The sequence below is a fragment of the Brevibacterium sp. CCUG 69071 genome (assembly GCF_021023135.1).
In the GTDB taxonomy this organism is placed as follows: Bacteria; Actinomycetota; Actinomycetes; order Actinomycetales; family Brevibacteriaceae; genus Brevibacterium.
Genome location: NZ_PGFV01000003.1, coordinates 295,442 through 318,710 on the forward strand (window position 1 = coordinate 295,442; position 23,269 = coordinate 318,710).

Below are 23,269 nucleotides of genomic sequence, written 5' to 3' on the forward strand. Positions count from 1 at the left end.
GAGTTCAGGAATGGGTTCTGTCGATGTTCGCCGAGGCGGCGAGATCGGTGACGGCGTCGGCCACTCGCGCGAGGTGCTTGGCCATGGCCTCGCGGGCGAGGTCGGTCCGCCCCTGCTCGATGGCGCGGACGATCTGCGCGTGTTCGTCATCGGAGTCCGGCTGCCGGTGAGCCGCCAGGTTGAGCAGCTCCGACTGGGCGGTCAGGGCGCCGCGGAGTTCGGCGATGACGCTTTCGAAGACTCGGTTGCCGCTGGCGCGGGCGATGGCGATGTGGAGTTCGCCGTCGAGCTCGACCCATCCGCGCGGACTCGTCTCCGTGATCATCGCTTCGAGGAGGGAGTGCAGCTGAGCCACATCCTCGTCGGTGCGACGCCGGGCGGCGAGCTCAGCGGCCGGCACCTCAATATGAGGGCGGGCCTCGTGGAGGTCCTGCGAGGAGTATTCGCCGAGGTGCAGCCCTGTCGCCGGGGCCGCGGCGATGACGAAGGTGCCGCTGCCGGTCTTGGTCTCGGTCAGCCCCAGGGTCGCACACGAACGCAGCGCCTCTCGGATGACCGGCCTGCTCACGGCATAGCGGGAGGCGAGTTTCGCTTCCGAGGGAAGTCTGGCACCGACGGGAAACGTGCCTTCGGCGATCTCTGCCCGGAGCCTGCGGATGACTCCCTCGCCCGCTGACAGCCGTTCGACAGCGGTCGGATTGATGGCTCCCACGCTCGCCCCTCCAGCTCGTTCTGGTTCCTGGTGTCTCGATCAGCCGGGTCGCCGTGTTCGCAACCTGTCAAGCTGTATGACAGGTTGAGTGTAGCTCTGGTCACTCTCCCGCGGTCAATCTCAGCGCGGACGAATATCGCGATCTGAGATTCTGCCCGCTCAGGAACAATGAAGCCATGAGCGATTCGGACATTCCCCGCTGGCGCCGCGGCGATCAGATCCATTGGACCTATGTGAATCCCGCCCACCCCGGACTGCTCGACCAGCGCCCGGTCACCGTCATCGCCGATGACGACCGGCATCTGGCGGTGTGGCTGGAGTCGGGCACTCCGATTCTCCACCATGTGCTCGCCGACGGCAGGGGCATCCGCGAGGCCGATGGGCCCGCCCGCTTCGGCGCACCACGGGCGCAGGGCCTCAAGACCTGGCAGGGCGCCGGCATCGTCGCGGTCTTCCAACCCGGGAAGGACTACTCCGTGTGGTTCTTCGAGACCCCAGCTGCCTCCGCTCCACAGAACCCCTCACGTCCACAGGTCCCCCTGCCCCGCCGCGACTCCTTCTACGTCAACCTCGAGACTCCGTTCACCCGCTTCGAGACCGGGATCCTCACCTCGGACCATGTGCTCGACATCGTCGTCGCCGCCGATGGCTCCTACAGCCTCAAGGACGAGGACGAACTGGAGTTCGCCCTCGAGGCGGGCATGTTCTCTCCCGAGCAGGTGGCCCGGATCCGCAGCGCGGCAGACGGCGCCATCGCTGACATCGAAGCCTGGACCTTCCCCTTCGACTCGGCCTACACGGACTTCGCACCCGACCCGGACTGGCCGCTGCCCTCCCTGCCCGCCGAGGCCACCTGGACCTACGAAAGCTGAACAGCCCACCACACACGAAACACGGGCGCCGCGTCAGGAAACGGGTGGACACACCCGAATCTCGACACAGCGCCCGTGTTGCGCGTCAGACCTGAGCAATCAAACCTGAGCGATCAGCCTCAGTCGGCCACGTAGTACATACGCTTGTTGACAAACTCATCCATGCCGTAGGGCCCGAGCTCGCGGCCGAAGCCCGAGCGCTTGGTGCCGCCGAACGGAATCTCCGCGCCCTCGCCGGCCGGGGTGTTGACGTTGGACATGCCGACGTCGAGGCGCTGGGCGAGCTTCGCGGCCCGCTCGGGATCCTTCGCGAACACGGCGCCGCCGAGGCCGAAGCGGGTGTCGTTGGCCAGCTTGAGTGCTTCGTCGTCGCTGGTCACCTTGTACACGGTGGCCACGGGCCCGAACAGCTCCTCGCGGTAGGCGTCCATGTCCGAGGTGACTCCGGTGAGCACGGCCGGGGAGACGTAGGCCGAACCGTCGCTGGCGAGTTCGCCGCCGACGAGTGTCGCGCCCTGCTCGACGGCGCGATCGAGCTGCTTGCGCAGATTCTCGGCCGCACCGCGGGAGGACAGGGGCGAGTATTTGCCGTCGCCCGCCTCGGCGGGGGTGCCCTTCGTCCAGTCCTGGGCGCGCTGGGTCAGCCCGGACACGAAGTCCTCGTAGATGTCATCCATGACGATCATGCGCTTGTTGGCATTGCAGACCTGACCGGTGTTGTACAGGCGGGTGCCCCAGGCGGTGTCCACGGCCTCGTCCATGTCGTCGGTGTCGAGGATGATGTAGGGGTCGGAGCCGCCGAGCTCGAGCACGGCCTTCTTGAGGTTCTTGCCCGCGATGGCGGCCACGGCGGATCCCGCACGCTCGGAACCGGTCAGGGACACGCCCTCGACGCGGTCATCGGCGATGATCGTCTCGATCTGCTCGTGGGTGGCGTAGACATTGGCGTACACGCCTTCGGGGATGCCCGCCTCCTTCATCAGTTCGGCGATCTTCGCCGAGGAGCGGGGGCAGATCTCCGCGTGCTTGAGGATGATCGTGTTGCCCAGCACCAGGTTGGGCGCTGCGAAGCGGGCCACCTGGTAGTAGGGGAAGTTCCAGGGCATGATGCCCAGCAGCGCGCCGACGGGGCGGCGCTGGATGAAGGCCTTGCCGCCGGACATCGACTTGATCGGCTCGTCCGCGGCGAATTCCGGGCCGTTGTCGGCGTAGTAGTTGAAGATGGCTTCGCAGAACTCGGCCTCTTCGATGCCTTCGGCGACGGGCTTGCCCATCTCTTCGGCGATGATGTTCGCGAGCTCTTCCTTGCGCTCTCCGAACAGGGCGGCGACCTTGTTGACGACGGCGGCGCGCTCTTCGATCGTCTTCTCACGCCAGGCCAGGAAGCCGTCGTGAGCCGCACCGAGGACCTCGTCGATCTGCGCGTCGGTCGCATTGTCGAACTTCTCGACGACTTCACCGGTGGCCGGGTTCTCGACGCGGTAGCCGCCTGCAGCGCTTCCTACATTGCTCATTCCAGACTCCTTCGACTTGGGGCGCCGGTCGGGCGCCGTCCGAGATAGGTGCATCGCCGATCGCCGTCGGAATCGACGGATCGCGTATGCCTGTCTCTCACGCTATCAACACGTGACCTGCGCAACAAGTGGCGGAAGCTGGGGGAATCATCAGTCGGCGATGCGGAGGGACGCCCTCGCCGAGGTGGTGCGGATTCCGTGCCCACGTGCACGAAATCCGCACTCAAGTGCCACCCGGGTCACCGTTTCGGCGGCGACCCGGGTGGCCCTCCGCTCAGAAGATCGAGCTGTAGGCGTTGAGCGCGAGCTGCCCGCCGAGGTGGGCGTAGAGGACCGTGGAATCCGCGGCGATGTCGCCCTGCCCGACGAGGTCGAGCAGTCCGGCCATGGACTTGCCCTCGTAGACGGGGTCGAGGATGACGCCCTCGAGTCGGGCGGTGGTGCGGATCGCGCCCACGGTCGACTCGTCGGGGATGCCGTAGGCCGGCCCTTCCCAGCCGGGGCGGATGTCGACCTCGGCGTCGGTGATCTCCCGACCGAGACCGATGAGCTGGGCCGCATTGTTCGCGATGCGCTTGACCTGGTCGCGAGTCTTGTCCAAGGTGGCCGAGGCGTCGATGCCGATGACGGTGCGCTTCGGGCCGCCGGCGGCCTCGAGGGCGGCGAACCCGGCGATCATTCCCGCGTGGGTCGAGCCGGTGACGGTGCAGACGACGATGGTGTCGAAGAAGACGCCGAGGGTCTTCTCCTGCTCGGCGACCTCGTAGGCCCAGTTGACGAAGCCGAGGGCCCCGAACTTGTGCTCCGAGGCTCCGGCCGGGATCGGGTAGGGCTTGCCGCCGGAGGCCTCGACCTCGGCGATGGCCTCTTCCCAGCTCGAGCGGATGCCGATGTCGAAGCCGGCCGAGTCGAGACGGACGTCGGCACCCATGATGCGTGAGAGCTCGATGTTGCCGACCTTGTCGTTGACCGGATCGTCCCAGTCGACCCAGCGCTCCTGAACGAGGCGGGCCTTCAGCCCGAGGTGCGCGGCGACAGCAGCGACCTGGCGGGTGTGGTTGGACTGGTAGCCGCCGATCGAGACGAGGGTGTCCGCACCTGAGGCGAGGATGTCGGGGACGATGTATTCGAGCTTGCGGGTCTTGTTTCCGCCGAAGGCGAGTCCGGAGTTCACATCCTCGCGCTTGGCCCAGACCCGGGCCCCGCCGAGGTGGTCGCCCAGTCGCGCGAGTTCATGGACGGGGCTCGGCCCGAAGGTGAGCGGATAGCGGTCGAAGTCGGTGATGGCCATGGAGTGCTCTCCTCGAGACGTGGATTCGGGTGGGTAGGTGTAGGGGCATAGATGTGGATAGGGGATGCAATATGCAATATATTGCATGTCGGCAGTGCTTACAATAGTCGTGCAGAAAGTCCCGCTCATTTCGAACGCCCCAGACCTGCCGACTCAGACCCAGCGACCTTCAGACGAAAGACGAGCCCGTGCCGATTCCCACCGATGCGCCGATCGCCCGGCGCAGCCTGCTCCGCGATGACGTCTACCGGGCGATCCGCGATGCCATCGTGCGCGGGCAGCTCGCTCCGGGCGAGCAGCTGCGCGATCAGGAGCTCGGCACCTGGCTGCAGGTCTCGCGCACCCCCGTGCGGGAGGCCCTGCAGCGCCTGGCCCAAGCCGGTCTGGTCATCGCCGAACCGGGGAGGATGACTCGGGTCGCGCCCGAGGATCCTGCGGCCGTCGCCCACGCCCGCCAGATCGCCGCCGAACTCCATGCCCTGGCCATGCGACTGGCCGCCCCCGCGCTCACCGAGGCCGATCTCGCGGCGATGGAGGCCGCAAACGAACGGCTGCGCGAAGCCCTGGACGATGCGGACAGCGATGCCGCGATCGCCGCCGATGACGATTTCCACACCGTCGCCATCGCGGCCTGCAACAATCCCCTCATCGCCGAGCATCTCGAACTCGTCACCGCCACCCTCCGCCGCACCGAACACCTCCACTTCGATGCGCTGACAGGGAAGGCAGGAGCTGCCGACGGCCCAGCAGGTCCCGCAAAGACCCGTGCAGGAACCGTCGGCGACGGGCCCGACACCGCACCGTCGACGCCGACCGCCTCCCCGGACGTCCACGCCCGGATCATCGCCGCACTGCGCGAGGCGGACCACACATCCGCCGTCGAGCTCACTCGCGAGAACTGGCTCGCTCTCAGCTCCTGAGGTCTTCAAGTGATCTGATGACTTGTGCTATGTTGTCACTGCGATCACCGACGATCAAAGGAAGAACATGCATTCGACGACGAAGCGCACTCTGTCCATCGGGGCGATCATCGCCCTTCTCCTCACCCTGGCACTGACCACGACAGCCCAGACGGTCACGACGGATTCGGCGGCTGCGGCCCAGACTCAAACCTCAGCCCAGTCCGGCACAGCCTCCGCAATCAGCACACGCCCTTCCGCCGGCTGCGGAACAGACCAGACTCCGGGCAACGACGAACGCACAATCACCTCGGCGGGAGGCGAACGCACCTACCGGATCAATGTCCCCCGCGACTACGACCCACAGGCGCCGCAGCCTCTGGTCCTCGGCTTCCACGGCAACGGATCCGATGGCGCCGAGTTCCAGAACTACACGGGACTGCCGCAGCTGCCGGCGGTCACCGTGTTCCCGGACGGCGCGCTCAAGGACGGCAAACGCTCCTGGCAGGGCGCGCCCTATGCCAGCGGCGCCGATGACGTGCGCTTCGTTTCGGACCTCCTCGATTCGATCGAGGACGACTTCTGCATCGACCTCAATCGCGTGTACGCGACCGGGAAGTCCAACGGCGGAGGCATGGTCTCCGTGCTCGCCTGCCAGCTGCGGGAGCGGTTCTCGGCCTTCGCGACCGTCGCCGGCGCCTACTACCCGCAGTCGACCGAAGGCTGCGGCTACTCCGAGCCGACCCCGATGCTCGCCATCCACGGCACCGGAGACGAGACGATGCACTACGACGGCGGAACCCGCCAGGGCGAGGACTATCCGGGCGTCCGCGAATGGATCCAGCCCTGGGCCGAGGCCTCCGACTGCCGGGTGAAGACCGAGCGCAATGTCGGCAAGAAGGGCGAGGACGTGCTCCGGACCCGCTGGAAGAAATGCACGGGCGACTCGGCCGAAGGACAGCGGGGACCCGAGCGACAATCCGGCGCCGATGTCGAGCTCTACTCGGTCGCCGGCGGCGGGCACGTCTGGCCAGGTGAGGCCGTATACAGCGGCGGCGGCTACGTGACGAAGCACTTCTCGGCCACGACCACCCTGTGGAAGTTCTTCCAGGATCACCCGCGAAGTGACCGTTGACACATTCGCCGTCAAAGTGATTAGATGACTTAAACACTTGAAGGAGAGTGCCTATGAATACGTCTATCGGACTCGTCGAACGACTCACTCTGGAGATCGTGGCGACGATTCGCAGCGACAATCTGCAGCCGGGCCAGACTCTGCCCTCGGCCAAGGCCCTGGCCGAGCGCTTCGAGGTCACGGTGCCGACGGTCCGTGAGGCTCTGCGCCGACTCGAGGCGACCGGCTCCGTCGAACTCAAGCACGGCTCCGGCACCTATGTCCGCGAGGCGATCAACCGCCGCATCCTCGACAATCCGCACTATGTGCCCGTCGACCTCGCGGCGGCGATCGAACTCCTCGACGCCCGCATCGCGATCGAGCCCGGCATCGCCGAGCTCGCCGCGAGCGTGCAGGACGCCGCGGCGGTGACCTCGATGGATTCGGCTCTGGACAATGCGCTGCAGGTCCAGACCGCTGTCCCGGCCGGACACTTCCACGTCGAACTCGCCAAGGCCTCGGGCAATCGGGCGCTGTCCGAGATGCTCGTATCCCTGCTCGCGATCCACTCCCGGACCCAGCAGGCGGCACGTACGACCTACGACCGCCTCCGCGACCATGACGAACACGCTGGAATCCTCGACGCGGTCAAACGCGGAGACGGATTCGAGGCCTCGCACCGGACCCGCAGGCACCTCGAGGCGATCAAGGCCGCGGTCCTCGCCGACTGGCAGCCCGAGGGCGAGGCCGAGGTCGCCGGCGACGCGAACCGGGCGGCCACTTCGGCGGGTGACCTGCGATGACCCGGCCGCAGATCGAGACAATCCGCCCTCATATCCGCCGCTACGGAGACCTCACCTCTCTCGAGATCGAGCGGGCCAAGCAGGAGAACACCCTGCTCATCCTCCCGGTCGGCGCGACCGAGCAGCACGGCGACGGACTGCCGCTGTCCACGGACAACATCCGCGCCGAGCACGTGGCCATGCGCCTGGCCGAGGACCTCGCGGCCGACGCCGACAGCAGCGACAGCGACAGCGCCGAAGGAAGCGGACGCGCCTTCGTGCTGCCGACCATCGGCTACGGCATCTCCCCGCACCACACCGAGCTGCCCGGCACGATCAGCCTCGATCCCAGGCTGTTCGTCGACATCGTCACCTCGGTGGCCGGTCAGCTCGCCGACGCCGGATTCCGCCGCATCCTCGTCATCACCGGCCACGGCGGCAATATCGCCGGACTCGGCGTCGCCGCCCAGGTGCTGCTGGCCTCCCATCCGGATCTCGTCTTCGCCCACTCCCCGGTCAGCGCCTTGGCCACCGAGGCGAGCGCGGCACTGCCGCGGACCGAGGTCAGCGGCCACTGCGGCGAATCCGAGACCTCGCAAGTGCTCGCCATCGACCCGGCACTCGTCGACAGCCCGCACCTCTCACCAGGGGCGACCAGCCTCGGCGAGCTCTCCCCACGGGCCAGACTGTCCCGGACGAAGACACCGGCGAGCGCCGTGACCTTCGACCGCTATGCGGAGAACGGGGTGCTCGGGGACCCGCGCACCGCTACCGCCGAGGACGGGCAGCGCATCCTCGACGAGATCCACACGAAGCTCCTCGACTACTCCCGGAGGCTTCTCGAACTGTAGAACCCAGCCACACCACCCCCGAATCACCCCAGCAACACCGCCCTCGCAACATCATCACAACACCGCCACATCGATCAATGGAGCTCACCGGCCTTCCCCTTCTGCGCCCTCACGCTCCCTGAGCCACTTGGAAAACCGCCACCTGGAACACTCAGCCACCTGGAAACCTCAGCCATCTGGAGACTCTGGAGCCCGCCATGGACACCACCGCCACACCCACCGCGAAACAGCAGGAGCGGCTGCCCGCCGTGATCCGCGCCCTCAACGTCATCGAGACCGTCGGCAACAAGCTGCCGCACCCGTTCTGGCTGTTCTGGATCCTCGCGGCCATCCTCGCCGTGCTCAGCCTCGTCCTCTCGCTGGCCGGTGTGGGGGTCAACGACCCGAGCAGCGGGGAATGGACCCCGGTGAACAACCTGCTCAGCGGCGACGGCATCGCGATGGCCGTGAGCACCTCGCTTGATGCCTACCAGTCGTTTCCGCCGCTGATCACGATCATGGTCGTCATCATGGGCGTGGCCCTGGCCGAGCGCACCGGGCTGCTGTCCACGGCGATGAAGGTCTCGATCGCCCGGGTCCCGGCCTCTCTCATCGTCTTCACCGTCGCCTTCATGGGCACGGTCTCGCACGTCGCCTCGGCGGCGGCCTATGTCATCCTCGTCCCGCTCGGCGGCATGGTGTTCAAGGCCGTCGGCCGCTCCCCCGTCCTCGGCATCATCGTCGCCTACACTTCGATCGCCTCCGGCTACGACGCCAGCCCCATTCCCACACCGAACGATGCGATCTTCGCGGGCATCACCTCGGCGGCGGCGCACATCATCGATCCCGACTACATCGTCACCCCGATCGGCAACTGGTACTTCAACATCGCCAGCTCGATCCTGCTCGCCATCGTCATCACCATCGTCACCGAGCTCGTGCTGACCAAGCGGCAGAACCTCGACGCCGATGAGGACGCCGAGTACGAAGACCTCGTCATCTCCGATAAGGAGCGCTCGGCCCTGAAGTTCGCAAGCTTCGCCGTGCTCGCGATGCTCATCATCGTCGTCGTCCTCGTCGTACCCGACGGCGCCCCGCTGCGCGGTGACGGACCCATAGGCGAGTCCCCATTCCTCACCGGCATCGCCTTCATCATCGCCATGCTCTTCGGCGTCGGCGGCATCGTCTACGGCTTCCGCGAGGGCACGATCGAGAAGTTCGCCGACGTCCCCAAGCTGATGAGCCAGGGCATCGTGTCCATGGCCCCGGTCCTCGTCCTGTTCTTCGCGATCGCCCAGTTCCTCGAGTACTTCGAATGGACGAACATCGGCATGCTCGTCTCGGTGTCCTCGGCGGACCTGTTCACCGGGCTCGGCCTGCCCACCTGGGTGATCTTCATCCTCGTGCTCCTCGTACTCTCCGTCGTCAACGTCATCATCACCTCCGGTTCGGCGATGTGGGCGATCATGGCTCCGGTCATCGTGCCGATGCTCATGCTCCTCGAAGTCCCGCCCGAGACGAGCCAGGCCATCTTCCGTATCGCCGACTCCGGGTCGACCGCGATCACCCCGATGAGCCCGTACTTCATCATGGCGCTCGGCTTCATGCAGCGCTACCAGAAGTCCGCAGGCATCGGCACCCTCGCCTCCCACACCCTGCCCCTGGCGATCTGCATGACGATCACCTGGAGCCTGCTGTTCTTCCTGTGGTGGGGTCTGGGCATCCCGCTCGGCCCCGACGCCCCGGTCCGCTGATCCTCGCCGAGGCGGCTGTGCCGTCATCGTCGCAGGTGACCTACGGCTGGGTGCCCGTTCTTCGGCTAGGCGCCTGCGCCTTCGGCTAGGCGCCGTGCAGCGACCCGAGGGCGAGGTGCACCCCGAAGGCGATGACAACGGCACCGGCGATCCGGTCGATCCACCGTGCGAACCTCGGCGTCCGCATCGTCCGTGCGATCACCCGCCCACCGCCGATGACGGTGGTCAGCCACACCATCCCGAGGATCACGTGGACGAGCGCGAGGAGGACTCCCATGAGCAGCGGCGAGACGCCCATAGGGACGAACTGCGGGAGTGTGGCCAGGTAGAAGACGGCGATCTTCGGGTTGAGGAGGTTCGTCAGCAGGCCGATCCACAGTCCCCGGAGAGGTCCGCCTTCGAAGGCCGGCACATCATCGGGCACCGAGGCGGTCCGCCGGAATCCGGCTCGGATTATCACTGCGCCCATGCCGATGAGATAGAGAGATCCGGCAACGGTGAGGATGCGGTACGCCACCGGTGAGGCGGCCAGCAGCATCGTCGCCCCGAGCGCGGTGACGACGCCCCAGACGATGATCCCGGCCTGGACCCCGAGGGCCGTGGCGAAAGCATAAATCTTCGTCCGGGTGACCGAGCTGCGCAGGACGAGTGCCGTGTCGAGTCCGGGAATGAGGGTGAGGACGGCGGCGAGCGCGGCGAAGCCCCAGAGCGCCGAGGCGATGGTCATGGACGCGTGCAGAAGGTCGACATGAGGTCAAGACTAGGGATCGCCACTCATGCAATCGATAGAATGGGTTTCACGATTACTCATGCGATTCATACATGAGTGCACCGCCGAGCACGCACAGAGCCGAGCACCCACACAGAAGGGACGGCACCCGATGTACAGCCTCCGACGACTCCGCCTGCTGCGTGAAGTGAGTCTCCGCGGCAGTCTCGCGGCTGCTGCCGAGGCGCTCGGATACAACCCCTCCTCGGTCTCCCACCAGCTTAAGGCGCTCGAGGCCGAGGTCGGGACCCTGCTGCTCGAGCCGGTCGGCAGGGGCGTCCGCCTGACCGAGGCGGCGAAGGTCCTCGTCACGCACACCGAGGCGGTCATCAGTGAGCTCGAAGCGGCCGAGGCTGAACTCGCGGCCCTGGGCAGCACCGTGCGCGGCACCCTGCGCGTCGCCGCATTCCAGACCGCCCTGCACACGATCGTGCCGCCTGCCGTCGCCCGACTCCAGGACAGACACCCCGAGCTCGAGATCCTCACCTCCCACATCGATGCCGAGGAGGGCATACCGGCTCTGCTCGCCCACGATTTCGACCTGGTGCTCCAGGAGGACTACCCCTCGCGACCGAGCCGACAGTCCCCGGGAGTGCAGATCGAAACGCTCGGCACCGACCCGCTTCATCTCATCACTGCGGCCGCAGAGTCTGCAGGGACGGAGCCCCACCTCGGCGAGCGTCTGCAGCTCAGCGAGCGTCTGCAGCTCAGCGACCGCGCCGAGCGGCCGTGGGCGATGGAGACCACCGGCGCTCGGGCACGGCAGTGGACGCAGGCCGAGTGTCGGCGGGCGGGCTTCGAACCGCGGGTAGCCTTTGAGACTTCGGACGTCATCCTGCAGGTCCGTCTCGTCTCCCTCGGCCTCGCCGACGCCCTCGTCCCGGATCTCGCCCTGCGCGGGGCGGAGGGACTCGTGGACACCTCGGCGATTGTGCGCAGCGAGCTGCCCGGACGACCGCAGCGGACCATCTCGACGGCGGTCCGCAGCGGCAGCTCTCGGACTCCGAGCATCGTCGCGCTGCGCGCGGCGCTCAGTGATTACACGCAGACCTGCTGAAAACATCTTGGGGCGCGGACCGTTGACGCGAAAACGATGCCCGTTATACTCGTCGGTAACACCCCGCAGTAACATAGGTCACAATGGTCGCGCCGACATAGCTGTCGGAACACGTAGGAGGATCAATGAAGTTCCCGAAGTTTGACATCATCCGCAAGCTCGGCAAATCGCACACCGGACGGATCGCCATGGTCGCGATTCCCACGAGTGTCGTCTCAGCGATGCTGATGGGCGGGGTTGCTCAGGGTGCAGTGCCGGTCTCGTTCGCGGTGTCCGGAAGCCAGTTCAAGATCACGTCCTCGCAGCTCGAGGGCACCGGCTTCTCCCAGTACAGCGGGATCGCGAAGGACGCAGAGGGCGGCGAGCACGCTGTCGTCACGGCCAATATCAAGGACGCCACACTGGAGAATCTCTGCCAGTCGGCGGTGACCGACACGCCGATGGGCAAGGTGGGCGTGCTCATCAAGGCCGGCGGCGGCAAAGAGCCGGCATCCGCCAAGGATCTGCAGATCGGCATGACGGGCCTCAAGGGCGATGCCGAGTTCAAGAACATTCGGATCGGCGTCGATGCCTCAGATGTCAACACTTCGGCCAAGGGCTCCAAGGGCGACTTCGCCCAGGATTCCGACACGGTCTCGATCAAGGACCTCAAACAGGACTCGTGGAGCACCACGGCGTCGGTGTTCACGCTCAAGGACATGACGCTGAAGCTCACCGACGGAACCGAGACGTGCTTCTGATGAAGGACGCACCAACCAACGGGCACGCCGCCGGAGATCCGGAGACGACCGCTCCGGAGGCTGCCGCTCAGGACACCACCGCACAGCAGACGAGTCTGCTTGCGCTGTCCCGGCGCAGCCGTCGCTCCGGCGAGCACAGCACGCCCGAGAACACGCAGCCCGAGAACTCGCAGCCCGAATCGGACGTCGAGACGGCCGAGTTCGATGCCGCGACGACTGGGGCGGATGCATCGACGACTGAGTCCGGTGCCGCGGATGCCGCGACATCCCGTCGTGACCGTGCCGCGGCCGATCATGACGAGAGCAAGCGCCAGGGCTTCCGGCATTGGCGTCTCCAGCGGCCCTTCATCGGCGGACTCCTGGTCGTCCTCGGCGGAATCGAGCTCTTCTTCTCCGGCCAGCTGGACACCGGAAATCTGCACATCCAGTTCGGCATCGAGGGACTGCAGGCCACGATCATTCCGATCGCGCTGGTGGCTCTCGGACTCTCTGCGATGTTCCGACCCACACACCACATGTTCTACGGGATCATTGCGCTCGTCCTTGCCGTCTATTCGCTGATCGGGGTCAACCTCGGCGGATTCATCCTCGGGATGCTGCTGTCCACGATCGGGGCGATTCTCGTGGTCGCCTGGATGGGACCGCGCGAACCGAAGCCGAAGAAGCGCAAGTCGAAGAAGGCCTCGGATGCCGGACGGAGGGACGACGCAGAGTCTGCAGACTCTGCAGGACAAGAGAGGAACGTATGAGGAAGACATCCAGCAGACGCACTGCGCTGCTCCTGTCGGTGCTCGTCCTCATCGTTCCTTCCACTGTGGGAGCCGGCGTCTCGGCGACGACTCAGCCCGACCCGATGCCGTCGTCGAGCCCGACCTGCAGCCCGGATTCCGGCAGTTCGAAGTCCGACTGCGATTCTTCGGATTCGCCTGGTCTCGGCAAGCGTCCGAGCCCGTCGGATCCGTCCTCGCCCGTAACTCCGTCCGAGGAACCGACGGACCCGGCATCGCCGGAGCCGACCGATCCCGGAGGACTCGGGGTCAAGGATTCGGATGATGACCCGGATGAGAAGCTCGACGGCAAGTTCCCGAAGGAGGCGCAGAGCGATGACAACGCCCCGGTCTTCACGGAGACTCCCGGAGCACTGGGTTCCGAGTCGCTGTCGTTCAAGGGCCTGAAGGGCATCTCGTTCGTCTCGGTTCCGACGAAGACCGGCAAGAAGGTCGTGACTCTGAAGATCCAAGCCGACGAGATCTCGATCTCCGGGTTCTCCCTGACCGTGAAGCCGCCCGACGAGGAGTACGGTCTAGTGACCACAGCGGACACGATGACGCTCAAGGGCGATGTCAGTGTCTACATCGGGTCGATCACGGCCACGACGAAGGACGGCAAATCGCTGACCTTGGGTGCGGACACACCGCCTGCCATGGACGACGTCAAGCCGGGACTCCTGAGGGTGACGATGGGGTTGGTCGGATCCACCGCCGATTCGATCAACTACACGAACACCGAACAGAGGCTCAAGAAGGCCTGATCACAGATGGTCTGATCACAGACGGCCTGATCGCCACGCACGACGTGTTCCGTCGAGTGCGTCGACCGAAGCGGCCCTTCCGATATGGAAGGGCCGCTTCGCTGTCCGCGGGTCTGCCGGCGGATCCTGGCTGTCGGCGTCTGCGCGGTCACGAAGCCCGGGACAGGTCGCGATATCGCGCCGACAGGAAGTCGACGAAGCTGTGGGCGAGCGCCCGGTTGATCCGGATCAGGTCGGCATCGGCCCGCAGGAGCTCGCCGACGATGGATGCCTCGGTCTTGCCCTCGGGCAGCGCGAGTGAATCCGAGTCCAGCCAGCGTTCGATCTGGGCGGCGTCGGTCTCGGGATGGAACTGGGTGCCCCAGGCGAACTCGCCGACTCGGAAGCCCTGGACCGGCGCGTCCGAGCCGGTGAGCAGCAGTTCCCCGCCCCCGGGCAGCGTCATCTGCTCCTGGTGGAAGAGGACCGCGGGAATCGCTTCGCCGACGATTGCGGCGAACACCGGATCGGACCCCGCCGCCGAGGTGGTGTGGAGATCGTAGATCCCGATCTGCGGGTGCCGCCGACGGGAGATCCGGGCCTCGGTCGCGGCCGCGAGCAGCTCCCCACCGAGGCAGATGTTGAAGCTCGGGAACGCTCCCGCCGCCGAGGCGCGAAGGAGGTCCCTGACCTCGGGGAACCACGGGTTCTCCGCATCCTGCAGAGGCCCGGCCGAACCGCCGAGGACGATGAGAGCAGAGAAGCCGTCGGCACCGGCCCGGGTCAGTCCCTCGGCGGGGATCTCCTCCCCCAGGTACGGGCGGACGGTCACCACCTCGGCGCCGGCCTCGGCCAACCACGTGCCGAAGCGTTCGGGACCGGTGCCGTTCTCATGTTCGATGACGAGGATTCTCACGTGAGTCATGGCCCCAATCCTCTCACCCGTGCACCCCGGCTTCGCGGTGAGCACGCCGTTGCTCGACGGTGAGCGCGCCGCTACTCGGCCGTGACGTAGGCCGAGGAGATCCCGCCGTCGACGGTGAACGACGAGGCGTTGACGAAGGAGGAGTCGTCGCTGGCGAGGAAGGCCACGGCCGCGGCGATCTCCTCGGGTTCGGCGAAGCGGCCGCCCGGGCAGTGCACGAGTCGACGCTGCGCCTGTACGGGATCCGAGGCGAAGAGCTCGCGCAGCAGCGGCGTGTTCACCGGTCCCGGGCACAGGGCATTGACCCGGATCCCGTTCTTCGCGAACTGGACGCCGAGTTCCCGGCTCATCGACAGCACGCCGCCCTTCGAAGCCGAGTACGAGATCTGCGAGGTCGCCGCGCCCATCAGGGCGACGAATGAGGCCGTGTTGATCACCGAACCGGAGCCCTGCTTGACCATCTGCTCGAGCGCATACTTGCTGCACAGGTAGACCGAGGTGAGGTTGACCGTCTGCACCTTCGTCCAGGCTGCGATGTCGGTGGTGAGGATCGAATTGTCGTCGGTCGGGTTGATGCCGGCGTTGTTGAAGGCGACGTCGACGCGCCCGTAGACCTCGACGGTGCGCGCGAAGAGGTTCTTCACGTCCTCCTCGTCGGCGACGTTGACGCGCACGAACAGCCCGCCGAGCTCCTCGGCGATCTGCGGTCCGCGGACTTCGTCGAGGTCGGCGATGACGACCTTCGCGCCTTCCTCGGTCAGCCGGCGGGCGCTGGCCAGGCCGATGCCCGAGGCGCCGCCGGTGATGACGCAGATCTTGTCCTTCAGGCGTGTTGCTGCAGTGGTCATGGTGCTCCTTCTGATCGCGCGTGGGTGTCTGTAGATTTCAATGACTGTCTGTGGGTGTCAGCGGGTGTCGGTTCGATGGGTGTCGGCGCCGGTCAGCGGCCGACGGGTCGGGTGGCGAAGAAGACGTTCTTGACCTCGGTGAACGCGGCGACGGCATCGGGGCCGAGCTCGCGGCCGAGTCCCGACTGCTTGTACCCGCCGAAGGGCGTCGAGTAGCGGACCGAGGAGTGCGAGTTCACCGAGAGGTTGCCCGCCTCGACACCCCGGGAGACCCGCATCGCCCGGTCGAGGTCGTTCGTCCAGATCGAGCCCGAGAGTCCGTATTCGGTGTCGTTGGCGATGCGCAGAGCGTCGGCCTCGGTGTCGAAGGGGACGACCGAGAGCACGGGTCCGAAGATCTCCTCGGTGAAGTCCGCCGAGGCGGTGGTGGCCGGCCGCAGCACGGTCGGCGGGAACCAGAATCCCGGACCGTCCGGAGCGGATCCGGTGAATGCAACCTCGCCGGCGGCGACGTAGCCGGCGACCTTCTCCCGGTGTGCCGCGGTCACCAAGGGTCCCATGTCCGTGTCCGGGAGGCTGGGATCGGCGCAGCTGAAGGCCGAGACGGACTCCTCGAGTGCGGCCATGAATTCCTCATAGACGCCGCGCTGGATGAGAAGCCGGGAGCGCGAACAGCAGTCCTGTCCCGAGTTGTCGAAGACGCCGCCGGGGGCGGCGGCCGCGGCACCGGCGATGTCAGCGTCGTCGAAGACGATGTTCGCGTTCTTGCCCCCGAGTTCGAGGGTCAGGTTCTTCACCTGGTCGGCGCACCCGGCCATGATCTTCTTGCCCACCTCGGTGGAGCCGGTGAAGACGACCTTGCGCACGCTCGGGTGGGTGACGAAGCGCTCCCCCACGATGGATCCCTTGCCGGGGATGATCGTCAGCACTCCTTCGGGCAGGCCGGCCTCGAGGGCGAGCTGCCCGATGCGGATCGCCGTCAGCGGGGTGATCTCGGCGGGTTTGAGCACGACGGTGTTGCCGGCGGCCAGGGCCGGGGCGAATCCCCAGCCGGCGATCGGCATCGGGAAGTTCCAGGGGACGATGACACCGACGACGCCGAGCGGTTCGGCGAAGGTGATGTTCACCCCGCCGTCGACGGGAATCTGCCGCCCGAAGAGCCTCTCGGGCACCGCCGCGTAGTAGTCGATGACGTCGCGGACATTGCCCGCCTCCCAGGTCGCGTTCGAGATCGTGTGACCGGCATTGGCGACCTCGAGCGCGGCGAGTTCGTCGATCGCGCCGTCGACCGCCGAGGCGAAGCGGCGCAGGATCCTTCCGCGATCGGCCGGGGCAACGTTCCGCCAGGTCTCGAATGCCTTCTCCGCCTTCGCGATCGCGGCGTCCGTGGCCGCGAGGTCGGCGAGTTCGACCTCCTCGATCGGCCCCTCGGTGGCGGGGTTGATCACCGTGTATGTGCTCAAAGCTGTTCTCTCCTCATGTCTGTCGCGGGTGTCGAGGCGCCGTCGGATCCTCGACGCCGGGCATATCGCAGGGCGTATCGCCGGGCCTCATCGACCAGGGCTCGGACGACTCGGTTGTCGGCGGGGTCGTGCTCGGGATGCCATTGCACGGCGAGGAGCCACCCGGCCTCCTCTTCCGGCGGCGTCCCGTCGACTGCCGAAGCCGGTTCGATAGTCTCGATCAGCCCTTCGGGACTGCGCCCGGTGACCACGAGTCCCTCGCCGAGGCGGTCGACGCCCTGATGGTGATAGCAGGGTGCCGTCGTCGTCTCCCCGAGGATCTCCCTGGCCAGCGACCCGGGTTCGGTGGTCACCGTGACCTCGCCGTAGACGCCGGGGCTCGGCTGGTAGTCGGAGTGCCCGAGAGTCTCGGGCAGGTGCTGGATCAGGCTGCCGCCCGCGGCGACGTTGATCACCTGGAGTCCGCGGCAGATGCCGAGCACGGGCAGTCCTCGCTGCCGCGCGGCGGTCAGCAGCATGGTCTCGCTGTCGTCCCGGAAGGGGTGGGAGACCGTGAGAGCGTGCGGTTCCTGCGCGTAGGCGACCGCGTCGACGTCGGCCCCGCCGGCCAGCAGGAGCCCGTCGACCCGATCGAGCACCGCAGGCGCCTGTCCGTGCGGCGGCAGGAGGACCGGGATCGCCCCGCACGCGCTGACCATTCGCACGTAGTCGGCGGGGATGAGGGCCGCCTCGGTGTCCCAGACTCCCCACCGTGCCTGCTGCAGATAGCAGCTGATGGCGATGACGGGTTCAGAGTCGTTCGAAGCCACGGATCCTCTCCCAGTCGGTGACGGTCGCATTGTAGTCGGCGAGTTCGATGTCGGCGGCGTGGACGTAGTGCCGGACCACGTCTGCGCCGAGGACGTCCCTGGCGATCTGCGAGTTCTCGAGCCGGTCGCGGGCTCCCTGCAGGGTGGTCGGCAGGCGCGTGGCGCCTGCGGTGTAGGCGTTGCCTTCGGTGATCGCCGGCAGCTCGAGTTCGTTCTCGATCCCGTGCAGTCCCGCGGCGACGAGGGCCGCGGTGGCGAGGTAGGGGTTGAGGTCGGCCCCGCCGACGCGGCATTCCACGCGCAGCGAAGGACCGGATCCGACGACCCGGAAGGCGCAGGTTCGGTTGTCGAAACCCCAGGCCACGGCCGTCGGCGCGAAGGAGCCTTCGACGAAGCGCTTATAGGAGTTGATGTTCGGGGCGAAGAAGTAGGTGAAGTCCTCGATGCAGGCCAGCTGTCCGGCGATGAAGTGCTCCATCAGGGTCGAGAATCCGTGGTCCCGATCTCCGGCCATGACCATATCTCCGTCGGCGGAGCGGAAGCTCAGGTGGATGTGGCACGAGGAGCCCTCCTTCTGGTCGTACTTGGCCATGAAGGTGATCGACTTCCCGTGCTGGGCGGCGATCTCCTTCGCTCCGTTCTTATACACCGCATGGTCGTCGCAGGCCTTCAGCGCCGGCTGGTAGCGGAAGGTGATCTCGTGCTGGCCGAAGTTGCATTCGCCCTTCGCGCCTTCGACGAAGAGCCCGGCCCCGGCCATGGAGTTGCGGATGTCGCGGAGCAGGGGTTCGACCCGCGCGGTGCCGAGCAGGGAGTAGTCGACGTTGTACTGGTTCGACGGGGCCACCTCGGTGTATCTGGAGGCGAAGCCCTGTTCATAGGAGGAGTCGAAGGTGATGAATTCGAGTTCGGTGCCCACGTGGGCGCTGAGCCCATGCTCGCCGAGGCGCTCACACTGCCTCTTCAGGATCTGACGTGGGGAGGGAGCCACCTCGGCGCCGGTGGTCGTGAGCAGATCGCAGTTGACCATGGCCGTGCCCGGCTGCCAGGGGACGACGCGGAGCGTGGCGAGATCCGGCTTCATCACCATGTCGCCGTAGCCGGTCTCCCAGGACGAGACCTCGTAGCCGTCGACGGTGTTCATGTCGACGTCGACGGCGAGCAGATAGTTGCAGCACTCCGAGCCGTGGTCCATCACGTCCTCGAGGAAGAACTGCGCGCCGAGGCGTTTGCCCTGCAGGCGACCCATGTGGTCGGTGATGGCGACGACGACGGTGTCGATGGCGCCCTCATCGGCCAGTCGGCGGAGCTCATCGACGGTGAGCGGTTCGGCCTGCTTTGATCCGTTCGGGGTGCGCTGCGGCGAGGTGGGAGAAATGGGGACCGGAATCTCTGTCATGCGTCGTTCCTTTGCTGTTGTGAGCGGGGTCGTTTGAGGTCACTTGAGGTCCTTCTCGGCGGCCTCGATCTGTGCGAACTCCTCCTCGGGGGCGCTGGCCACGAGGTGGTGGCGGGAGTAGAACCAGAAGTAGGCGAGCGCGACGAGGAAGACGGCGGCGGCGATGCCGGCGGCGAAGATGTCGACGAAGAAGGTGGCGATGACGGCCACCGAGGCGAGCACCAGGGCGATCGATGTGGTGACGATGCCGCCGGGGGTCCGATAGCCGCGGGTCAGCTCGGGTTCCTTGATGCGCAGGCGGATGTGGGAGAGGTTGAGCAGCACGTAGGAGACAGTGGCTCCGAAGACCGCGACGTTGAGGAGGACTCCCCCGTTGCCTTCGACGAGGATGGCGAGGATGAAGCCGATCGTGCCGGGGACGATGAGTGCGAGCACCGGGGTCTTGCGCTTTCCGGTCAGGGACAGCCATTTGGGCAGGTAGCCGGCTCGGGAGAGGGCGAAGAGCTGACGGGAGTAGGCGAAGATGATCGAGAAGAAGCTGGCGACGAGTCCGGCCAGTCCCGCCCAGTTGACGAAGGTGGCCAGGGCCGAGTTGTCGCCGTAGGCGGTGCGCAGCGCCTCGGGGAGCGGATTGTCCGATTCCCCCATCGCCGAGGAGCCGGCGAGACCGGGGACCAGGGTGAGCATGAGCGCGCCGAAGATGACGAGGATCGCCATGGCTGTGATGATGCCGCGCGGCATGTCGCGCTTGGGGTTGGCCGATTCTTCGGCGGCCAGCGGGACTCCTTCGACGGCGAGGAAGAACCAGATGCCGAAGACGAGGGAGCCGAGCAGTCCGGAGATGCCCATGGGCAGGAAGGAACTCGAGCCGAGGGCGGCCGTGGGTTCGATGTCGAAGAGGTTGCTCGGATCGAAGTGGCCGATGGCGGCGACGACGAAGACGATGAGTGCGACGACCGCGATGGCGGTGATGACGAACATCAGCCGCAGGGCCTCGCCGACGCCCCACAGGTGGATGCCGACGAAGACGGCGTAGGCGACGAGGTAGATGGTCCACACCGGCACCGAGGCGGGGAGGATTCCCAGCGCTTGGACGTAGCCGGCGATGAAGGTCGAGATGGCCGCGGGGGCCATGGTGTATTCGATGAGGATGGCCATGCCGGTGGCGAATCCGCCGAGTGGTCCCAGGGCGCGGCGGGCGAAGCCGTAGCCGGCGCCGGCGGTCGGCAGGGTGGAGGAGAGTTCGGCGAGACCGAAGACCATGCACACATACATCAGGCCCATGAGCAGAAAGGCGATGAGGAGTCCGCCCCATCCGCCCTCGGCCAGGCCGAGGTTCCAGCCGGAGAAGTCGCCGGAGATGACGTAGGCGACTCCGAGCCCGGCGAGCAGGATCCAGCCGGCTGCGCCCTTCTTCAGCTGTCTCTTCTCAAGATAGTTGTCATCGACATTGCCGTATTCGATGTTTCTGCTCATAGCCGCCCTCAGCGTCCTGGGATGATCGGTGCGAAAATTCAATGGATCACATTCAGACCATTGAACTGAATCGAATGTAATATGGATCACAGCGCAGTGTCAAGGAGTTTCTGCGAGAGAATCTGACAGAGAATCAGAATGAGGCGAGTCGATGAAGGGGGTGTCGGTGGATCACGATGAGAGCACCGGTCGTCTGAGCGGCTCACCCAGACGCGGGGGCAATGTCTTCGAGCACACGATCGCCGAGCTGCTGCGCGCGATACGGCTCGGCCAGTATCTCGTCGGCGACAAGCTGCCGGCCGAGCGGGAGCTCGCCGCTCGGATCAAGGTCTCGCGGGCCACTCTGCGGCAGGCGCTGGGTGAACTCCAGACCGCGGGCATCGTCACGGTTCAGCGCGGCCGATACGGAGGGACCTTCGTCACTCGCCTGCCGAGTGCCGACACGGAGGAGCGGATCGATCCGGTCGAGCTCGACGATGCGGTGAGGTTCCGGCACATCCTCGAAACGGCCGCGGCGCGGATCGCGGCCGAACGCGAGCTCACCGCGGAGGAGATCGCGAACCTGCGCGCTGCCGAGCAGGAATGCCGGGCCGCACTCGGCGATCCGGCAGACAGTCCTGCACTGGTCGAGCCGGATGACGGGGCGGAGAGGTTCCGCGCCCTCGATGCCCGCTTCCACCTCACCATCACCGAACTCACACGGGTGCCGTCACTGGTCACAGCCTCGGCGAACACTCGCTCACGGGTCAATGCCCTGCTCGATCGGATCCCCTTCATCCACACGAACGTCGACCACTCGTGCTCTCAGCATCGCGCCCTCGTCGAGGCGATCCTCGACTCCGATGCCGACCGAGCCGCCGAGCTGGCCGCCCAGCACGCGGAGGGCACCGAACAGCTTCTGCGCGGCTTCCTCGAACAGCAGTGAGGTCGCGGATCATTGCTCCAAGGGCGCGATTGCTCGGTGAGCTCGACTGCTCGCTTGAACCTGACACAGTGACAGGTGAGTCAATGGCAGTGACGACGAGGCAGAAGGCCCAAGGGAACAGGCAGGACAGACGATGAAGATCGGTGATTTCGCCCGGCTCGGTCAGGTTTCGGTGCGGATGCTGCGCCACTATGAGTCGCTTGGACTGCTCGCCCCCGAGACGGTCGACAGGTTCAACGGCCATCGCAGCTATTCGGTGGCACAGCTGCCACGACTGAACAGAATCATGGCATTGAATTCGCTCGGCATCGAGCTGAAGAAGATCGCCGTGCTGCTCGACTCGGACCTCAGCACCGCAGGTCTGGTCGACATGCTGCGCCTTCGTCGTCAACAGCTGCGCGCCGAACAGTCGGCCGCGGCCGCCAAGCTGGCCGATGTCGAGTTTCGGCTGGCACTCATCGGAAGGACGACCATGGAACACCCTGACATCATCATCAAGGAACTGCCTGCGGAGAGAATCCTCGGACGGACCGTCAGCCTCGGCGAACCACCATTCGACACCTCAGAGATCGGCCCGCTGTTCGGAGCCGTGGCGGCCGAGATCGCCGAGTCCGGAGGCGATCCGAACATCGGAGTCGCCCTCTATTCCGACGTCGAATCGGGCACCGAAGTCACTTGCGGCTACCGCACGAACACGGCCGCGGACGACGATACGGGATCGGACGACGGCACAGTGCCGGGTGGTACTGCGGGCCATGCACTCGAGATCACAGAACTGGCCGCCTGTACTGCCGCGACCCTCATCCACAAGGGAACGATGAGTCGCATCGGCGCCAGCTGGCAGCATCTCTCCGAGTGGTGCATCGTCCAGGGCTATGCGCTCAGCGGCCCGTGCCGGGAGATCTACCTCGAGGCCGGAGACGGCACCGACGACTCCGATCAGTCGGGGTGGATCGTCGAACTGCAGCAGCCGATCTCGGCCTGACGAGGTCAATCGGACTGTGCGCCTCCGGGCCCAAGCCCGGAGTCCGCGGACATAGAGCGGGCCCGCACCACGACGATGACGTCGTGTCGTGCGGGCCCGGGCCCCACCTCGGCGGGGGTGCGGGTGAACTGGTGTCAGTGCCGGATCAGTCGGCCAGCGATCCGACCGATGCCGTGGTCACGGCCTTGTCGGTGACGATCTTTTTGCGCAGGGCGAGGAAGAGCAGAACCATGCCCACGGACAGTGCGATGTGGCCGAGGCCGGCGATTCCGGCGATCATGGCGCTGGACTCCTGGCCGAGGACGGTGAGCATGCCGTGCCAGACCATCGTCGCCGAGGTGAGGACGACGCCTGCGTTGTAGGTCCAGAAGAACCACGAGAACAGCTTCGTGCCCGAGAGCCCGAAGACCTTGTCGAGGACGAGGACGATGAGCAGGACGATGAAGCCGAGGGTGAGCAGGTGGGTGTGGACGAGACCCAGCTGCGTGAAGTCTCCTTCCGGGAAGTCGTTGGCCTTGGTGAACTCTCGGTAGAACAGCCCGGAGAGGACGCCGATGATCATGTGCGCGAATGCTGCGTTGAATATTTTCTTCAT

23 protein-coding genes are annotated in these 23,269 nt (G+C 66.4%); 12 read left to right on the plus strand and 11 right to left on the minus strand.

Annotated elements, in window-relative coordinates; genetic code table 11:
• Positions 1-4: 4 nt before the first annotated feature.
• On the minus strand, positions 5-712 hold the full coding sequence (locus CV023_RS10555; protein ID WP_230745544.1) for a FadR/GntR family transcriptional regulator: 708 nt from the start codon (positions 710-712) through the stop codon (positions 5-7).
• A 176-nt stretch (positions 713-888) separates the two neighbouring features.
• On the opposite strand from CV023_RS10555, the gene CV023_RS10560 reads away from it, so the two are divergent.
• Positions 889-1,584, plus strand: coding sequence for a DUF402 domain-containing protein (locus CV023_RS10560; protein ID WP_230745545.1), 696 nt, complete (start codon positions 889-891; stop codon positions 1,582-1,584).
• A 119-nt stretch (positions 1,585-1,703) separates the two neighbouring features.
• Here the strand turns inward: CV023_RS10560 and CV023_RS10565 are convergent, their stop codons facing one another.
• The gene (locus tag CV023_RS10565) at positions 1,704-3,098 is read right to left on the minus strand and encodes an NAD-dependent succinate-semialdehyde dehydrogenase (protein WP_230745546.1); all 1,395 of its coding nucleotides are present in this window, start codon (positions 3,096-3,098) and stop codon (positions 1,704-1,706) included.
• A 274-nt stretch (positions 3,099-3,372) separates the two neighbouring features.
• On the minus strand, positions 3,373-4,389 hold the full coding sequence (locus CV023_RS10570) for a 1-aminocyclopropane-1-carboxylate deaminase (RefSeq protein WP_230745547.1): 1,017 nt from the start codon (positions 4,387-4,389) through the stop codon (positions 3,373-3,375).
• Between the two features lie 188 nt (positions 4,390-4,577).
• Here CV023_RS10570 and CV023_RS10575 point away from each other — a divergent pair, with 188 nt between their 5' ends.
• The 5 genes from CV023_RS10575 to CV023_RS10595 all read left to right on the plus strand — a co-directional run bounded on the left by CV023_RS10575 (position 4,578) and on the right by CV023_RS10595 (position 9,768).
• Entirely contained in the window at positions 4,578-5,309 is a 732-nt protein-coding gene (locus CV023_RS10575; protein WP_230745548.1) for a GntR family transcriptional regulator, read from the plus strand.
• 67 nt (positions 5,310-5,376) lie between these two features.
• A complete protein-coding gene (locus CV023_RS10580) occupies positions 5,377-6,423 on the plus strand; it encodes an alpha/beta hydrolase family esterase (RefSeq protein ID WP_230745549.1) in 1,047 nt (348 codons plus the stop codon).
• A gap of 53 nt (positions 6,424-6,476) precedes the next feature.
• Entirely contained in the window at positions 6,477-7,205 is a 729-nt protein-coding gene (locus CV023_RS10585; protein WP_230745550.1) for a FadR/GntR family transcriptional regulator, read from the plus strand.
• Positions 7,202-8,035: a creatininase family protein gene (locus CV023_RS10590; protein ID WP_230745552.1), complete on the plus strand. Its 834-nt coding sequence runs from the start codon at positions 7,202-7,204 to the stop codon at positions 8,033-8,035. The genes CV023_RS10585 and CV023_RS10590 overlap by 4 nt, the downstream gene beginning before the upstream one ends.
• 197 nt (positions 8,036-8,232) lie before the next feature.
• The gene (locus CV023_RS10595; protein WP_230745553.1) at positions 8,233-9,768 is read left to right on the plus strand and encodes an AbgT family transporter; all 1,536 of its coding nucleotides are present in this window, start codon (positions 8,233-8,235) and stop codon (positions 9,766-9,768) included.
• 85 nt (positions 9,769-9,853) lie between these two features.
• On the opposite strand, the gene CV023_RS10600 is transcribed toward CV023_RS10595, so the two are convergent.
• Positions 9,854-10,495: a LysE family translocator gene (locus tag CV023_RS10600; protein WP_230745554.1), complete on the minus strand. Its 642-nt coding sequence runs from the start codon at positions 10,493-10,495 to the stop codon at positions 9,854-9,856.
• A 154-nt stretch (positions 10,496-10,649) separates the two neighbouring features.
• Here CV023_RS10600 and CV023_RS10605 point away from each other — a divergent pair, with 154 nt between their 5' ends.
• The 4 genes from CV023_RS10605 to CV023_RS10620 all read left to right on the plus strand — a co-directional run bounded on the left by CV023_RS10605 (position 10,650) and on the right by CV023_RS10620 (position 13,865).
• Entirely contained in the window at positions 10,650-11,594 is a 945-nt protein-coding gene (locus CV023_RS10605; RefSeq protein ID WP_230745555.1) for a LysR family transcriptional regulator, read from the plus strand.
• 125 nt (positions 11,595-11,719) lie between these two features.
• Complete coding sequence (locus CV023_RS10610; RefSeq protein WP_230745556.1) at positions 11,720-12,334, plus strand: DUF6230 family protein; 615 nt, start codon at positions 11,720-11,722, stop codon at positions 12,332-12,334.
• Positions 12,334-13,083 (plus strand): DUF6114 domain-containing protein, encoded by a 750-nt coding sequence (locus CV023_RS10615; protein ID WP_230745557.1) that lies wholly within the window; start codon positions 12,334-12,336, stop codon positions 13,081-13,083. Before CV023_RS10610 ends, CV023_RS10615 begins: the two co-directional genes overlap by 1 nt.
• A complete protein-coding gene (locus tag CV023_RS10620; RefSeq protein WP_230745558.1) occupies positions 13,080-13,865 on the plus strand; it encodes a hypothetical protein in 786 nt (261 codons plus the stop codon). Before CV023_RS10615 ends, CV023_RS10620 begins: the two co-directional genes overlap by 4 nt.
• 148 nt (positions 13,866-14,013) lie before the next feature.
• Here the strand turns inward: CV023_RS10620 and CV023_RS10625 are convergent, their stop codons facing one another.
• From CV023_RS10625 to eat, 6 genes are all read right to left on the minus strand, one after another.
• Positions 14,014-14,769, minus strand: a complete 756-nt coding sequence (locus tag CV023_RS10625; RefSeq protein WP_230745560.1) for a type 1 glutamine amidotransferase — start codon at positions 14,767-14,769, stop codon at positions 14,014-14,016.
• A gap of 71 nt (positions 14,770-14,840) precedes the next feature.
• Positions 14,841-15,617, minus strand: coding sequence for a 3-oxoacyl-ACP reductase (locus CV023_RS10630; protein ID WP_230745562.1), 777 nt, complete (start codon positions 15,615-15,617; stop codon positions 14,841-14,843).
• 92 nt (positions 15,618-15,709) lie between these two features.
• Complete coding sequence (locus CV023_RS10635; RefSeq protein WP_230745563.1) at positions 15,710-17,080, minus strand: aldehyde dehydrogenase family protein; 1,371 nt, start codon at positions 17,078-17,080, stop codon at positions 15,710-15,712.
• The gene (locus tag CV023_RS10640) at positions 17,077-17,889 is read right to left on the minus strand and encodes a gamma-glutamyl-gamma-aminobutyrate hydrolase family protein (protein ID WP_230745566.1); all 813 of its coding nucleotides are present in this window, start codon (positions 17,887-17,889) and stop codon (positions 17,077-17,079) included. The genes CV023_RS10635 and CV023_RS10640 overlap by 4 nt, the downstream gene beginning before the upstream one ends.
• Positions 17,870-19,288 carry a glutamine synthetase family protein gene (locus CV023_RS10645; RefSeq protein ID WP_230745568.1) on the minus strand — a complete coding sequence of 473 codons (1,419 nt, stop codon included), beginning with the start codon at positions 19,286-19,288 and terminating at the stop codon, positions 17,870-17,872. Before CV023_RS10645 ends, CV023_RS10640 begins: the two co-directional genes overlap by 20 nt.
• A 39-nt stretch (positions 19,289-19,327) precedes the next feature.
• A complete protein-coding gene (gene eat / locus CV023_RS10650) occupies positions 19,328-20,764 on the minus strand; it encodes an ethanolamine permease (protein ID WP_230745570.1) in 1,437 nt (478 codons plus the stop codon).
• A 166-nt stretch (positions 20,765-20,930) separates the two neighbouring features.
• Here eat and CV023_RS10655 point away from each other — a divergent pair, with 166 nt between their 5' ends.
• Both CV023_RS10655 and CV023_RS10660 read left to right on the plus strand, forming a co-directional pair.
• A complete protein-coding gene (locus CV023_RS10655) occupies positions 20,931-21,689 on the plus strand; it encodes a FadR/GntR family transcriptional regulator (RefSeq protein WP_230745572.1) in 759 nt (252 codons plus the stop codon).
• Positions 21,690-21,822: 133 nt separating this feature from the next.
• Positions 21,823-22,674: a MerR family transcriptional regulator gene (locus CV023_RS10660; RefSeq protein WP_230745574.1), complete on the plus strand. Its 852-nt coding sequence runs from the start codon at positions 21,823-21,825 to the stop codon at positions 22,672-22,674.
• 145 nt (positions 22,675-22,819) lie between these two features.
• Here the strand turns inward: CV023_RS10660 and CV023_RS10665 are convergent, their stop codons facing one another.
• Positions 22,820-23,269: a DUF2871 domain-containing protein gene (locus CV023_RS10665; RefSeq protein WP_230745576.1), complete on the minus strand. Its 450-nt coding sequence runs from the start codon at positions 23,267-23,269 to the stop codon at positions 22,820-22,822.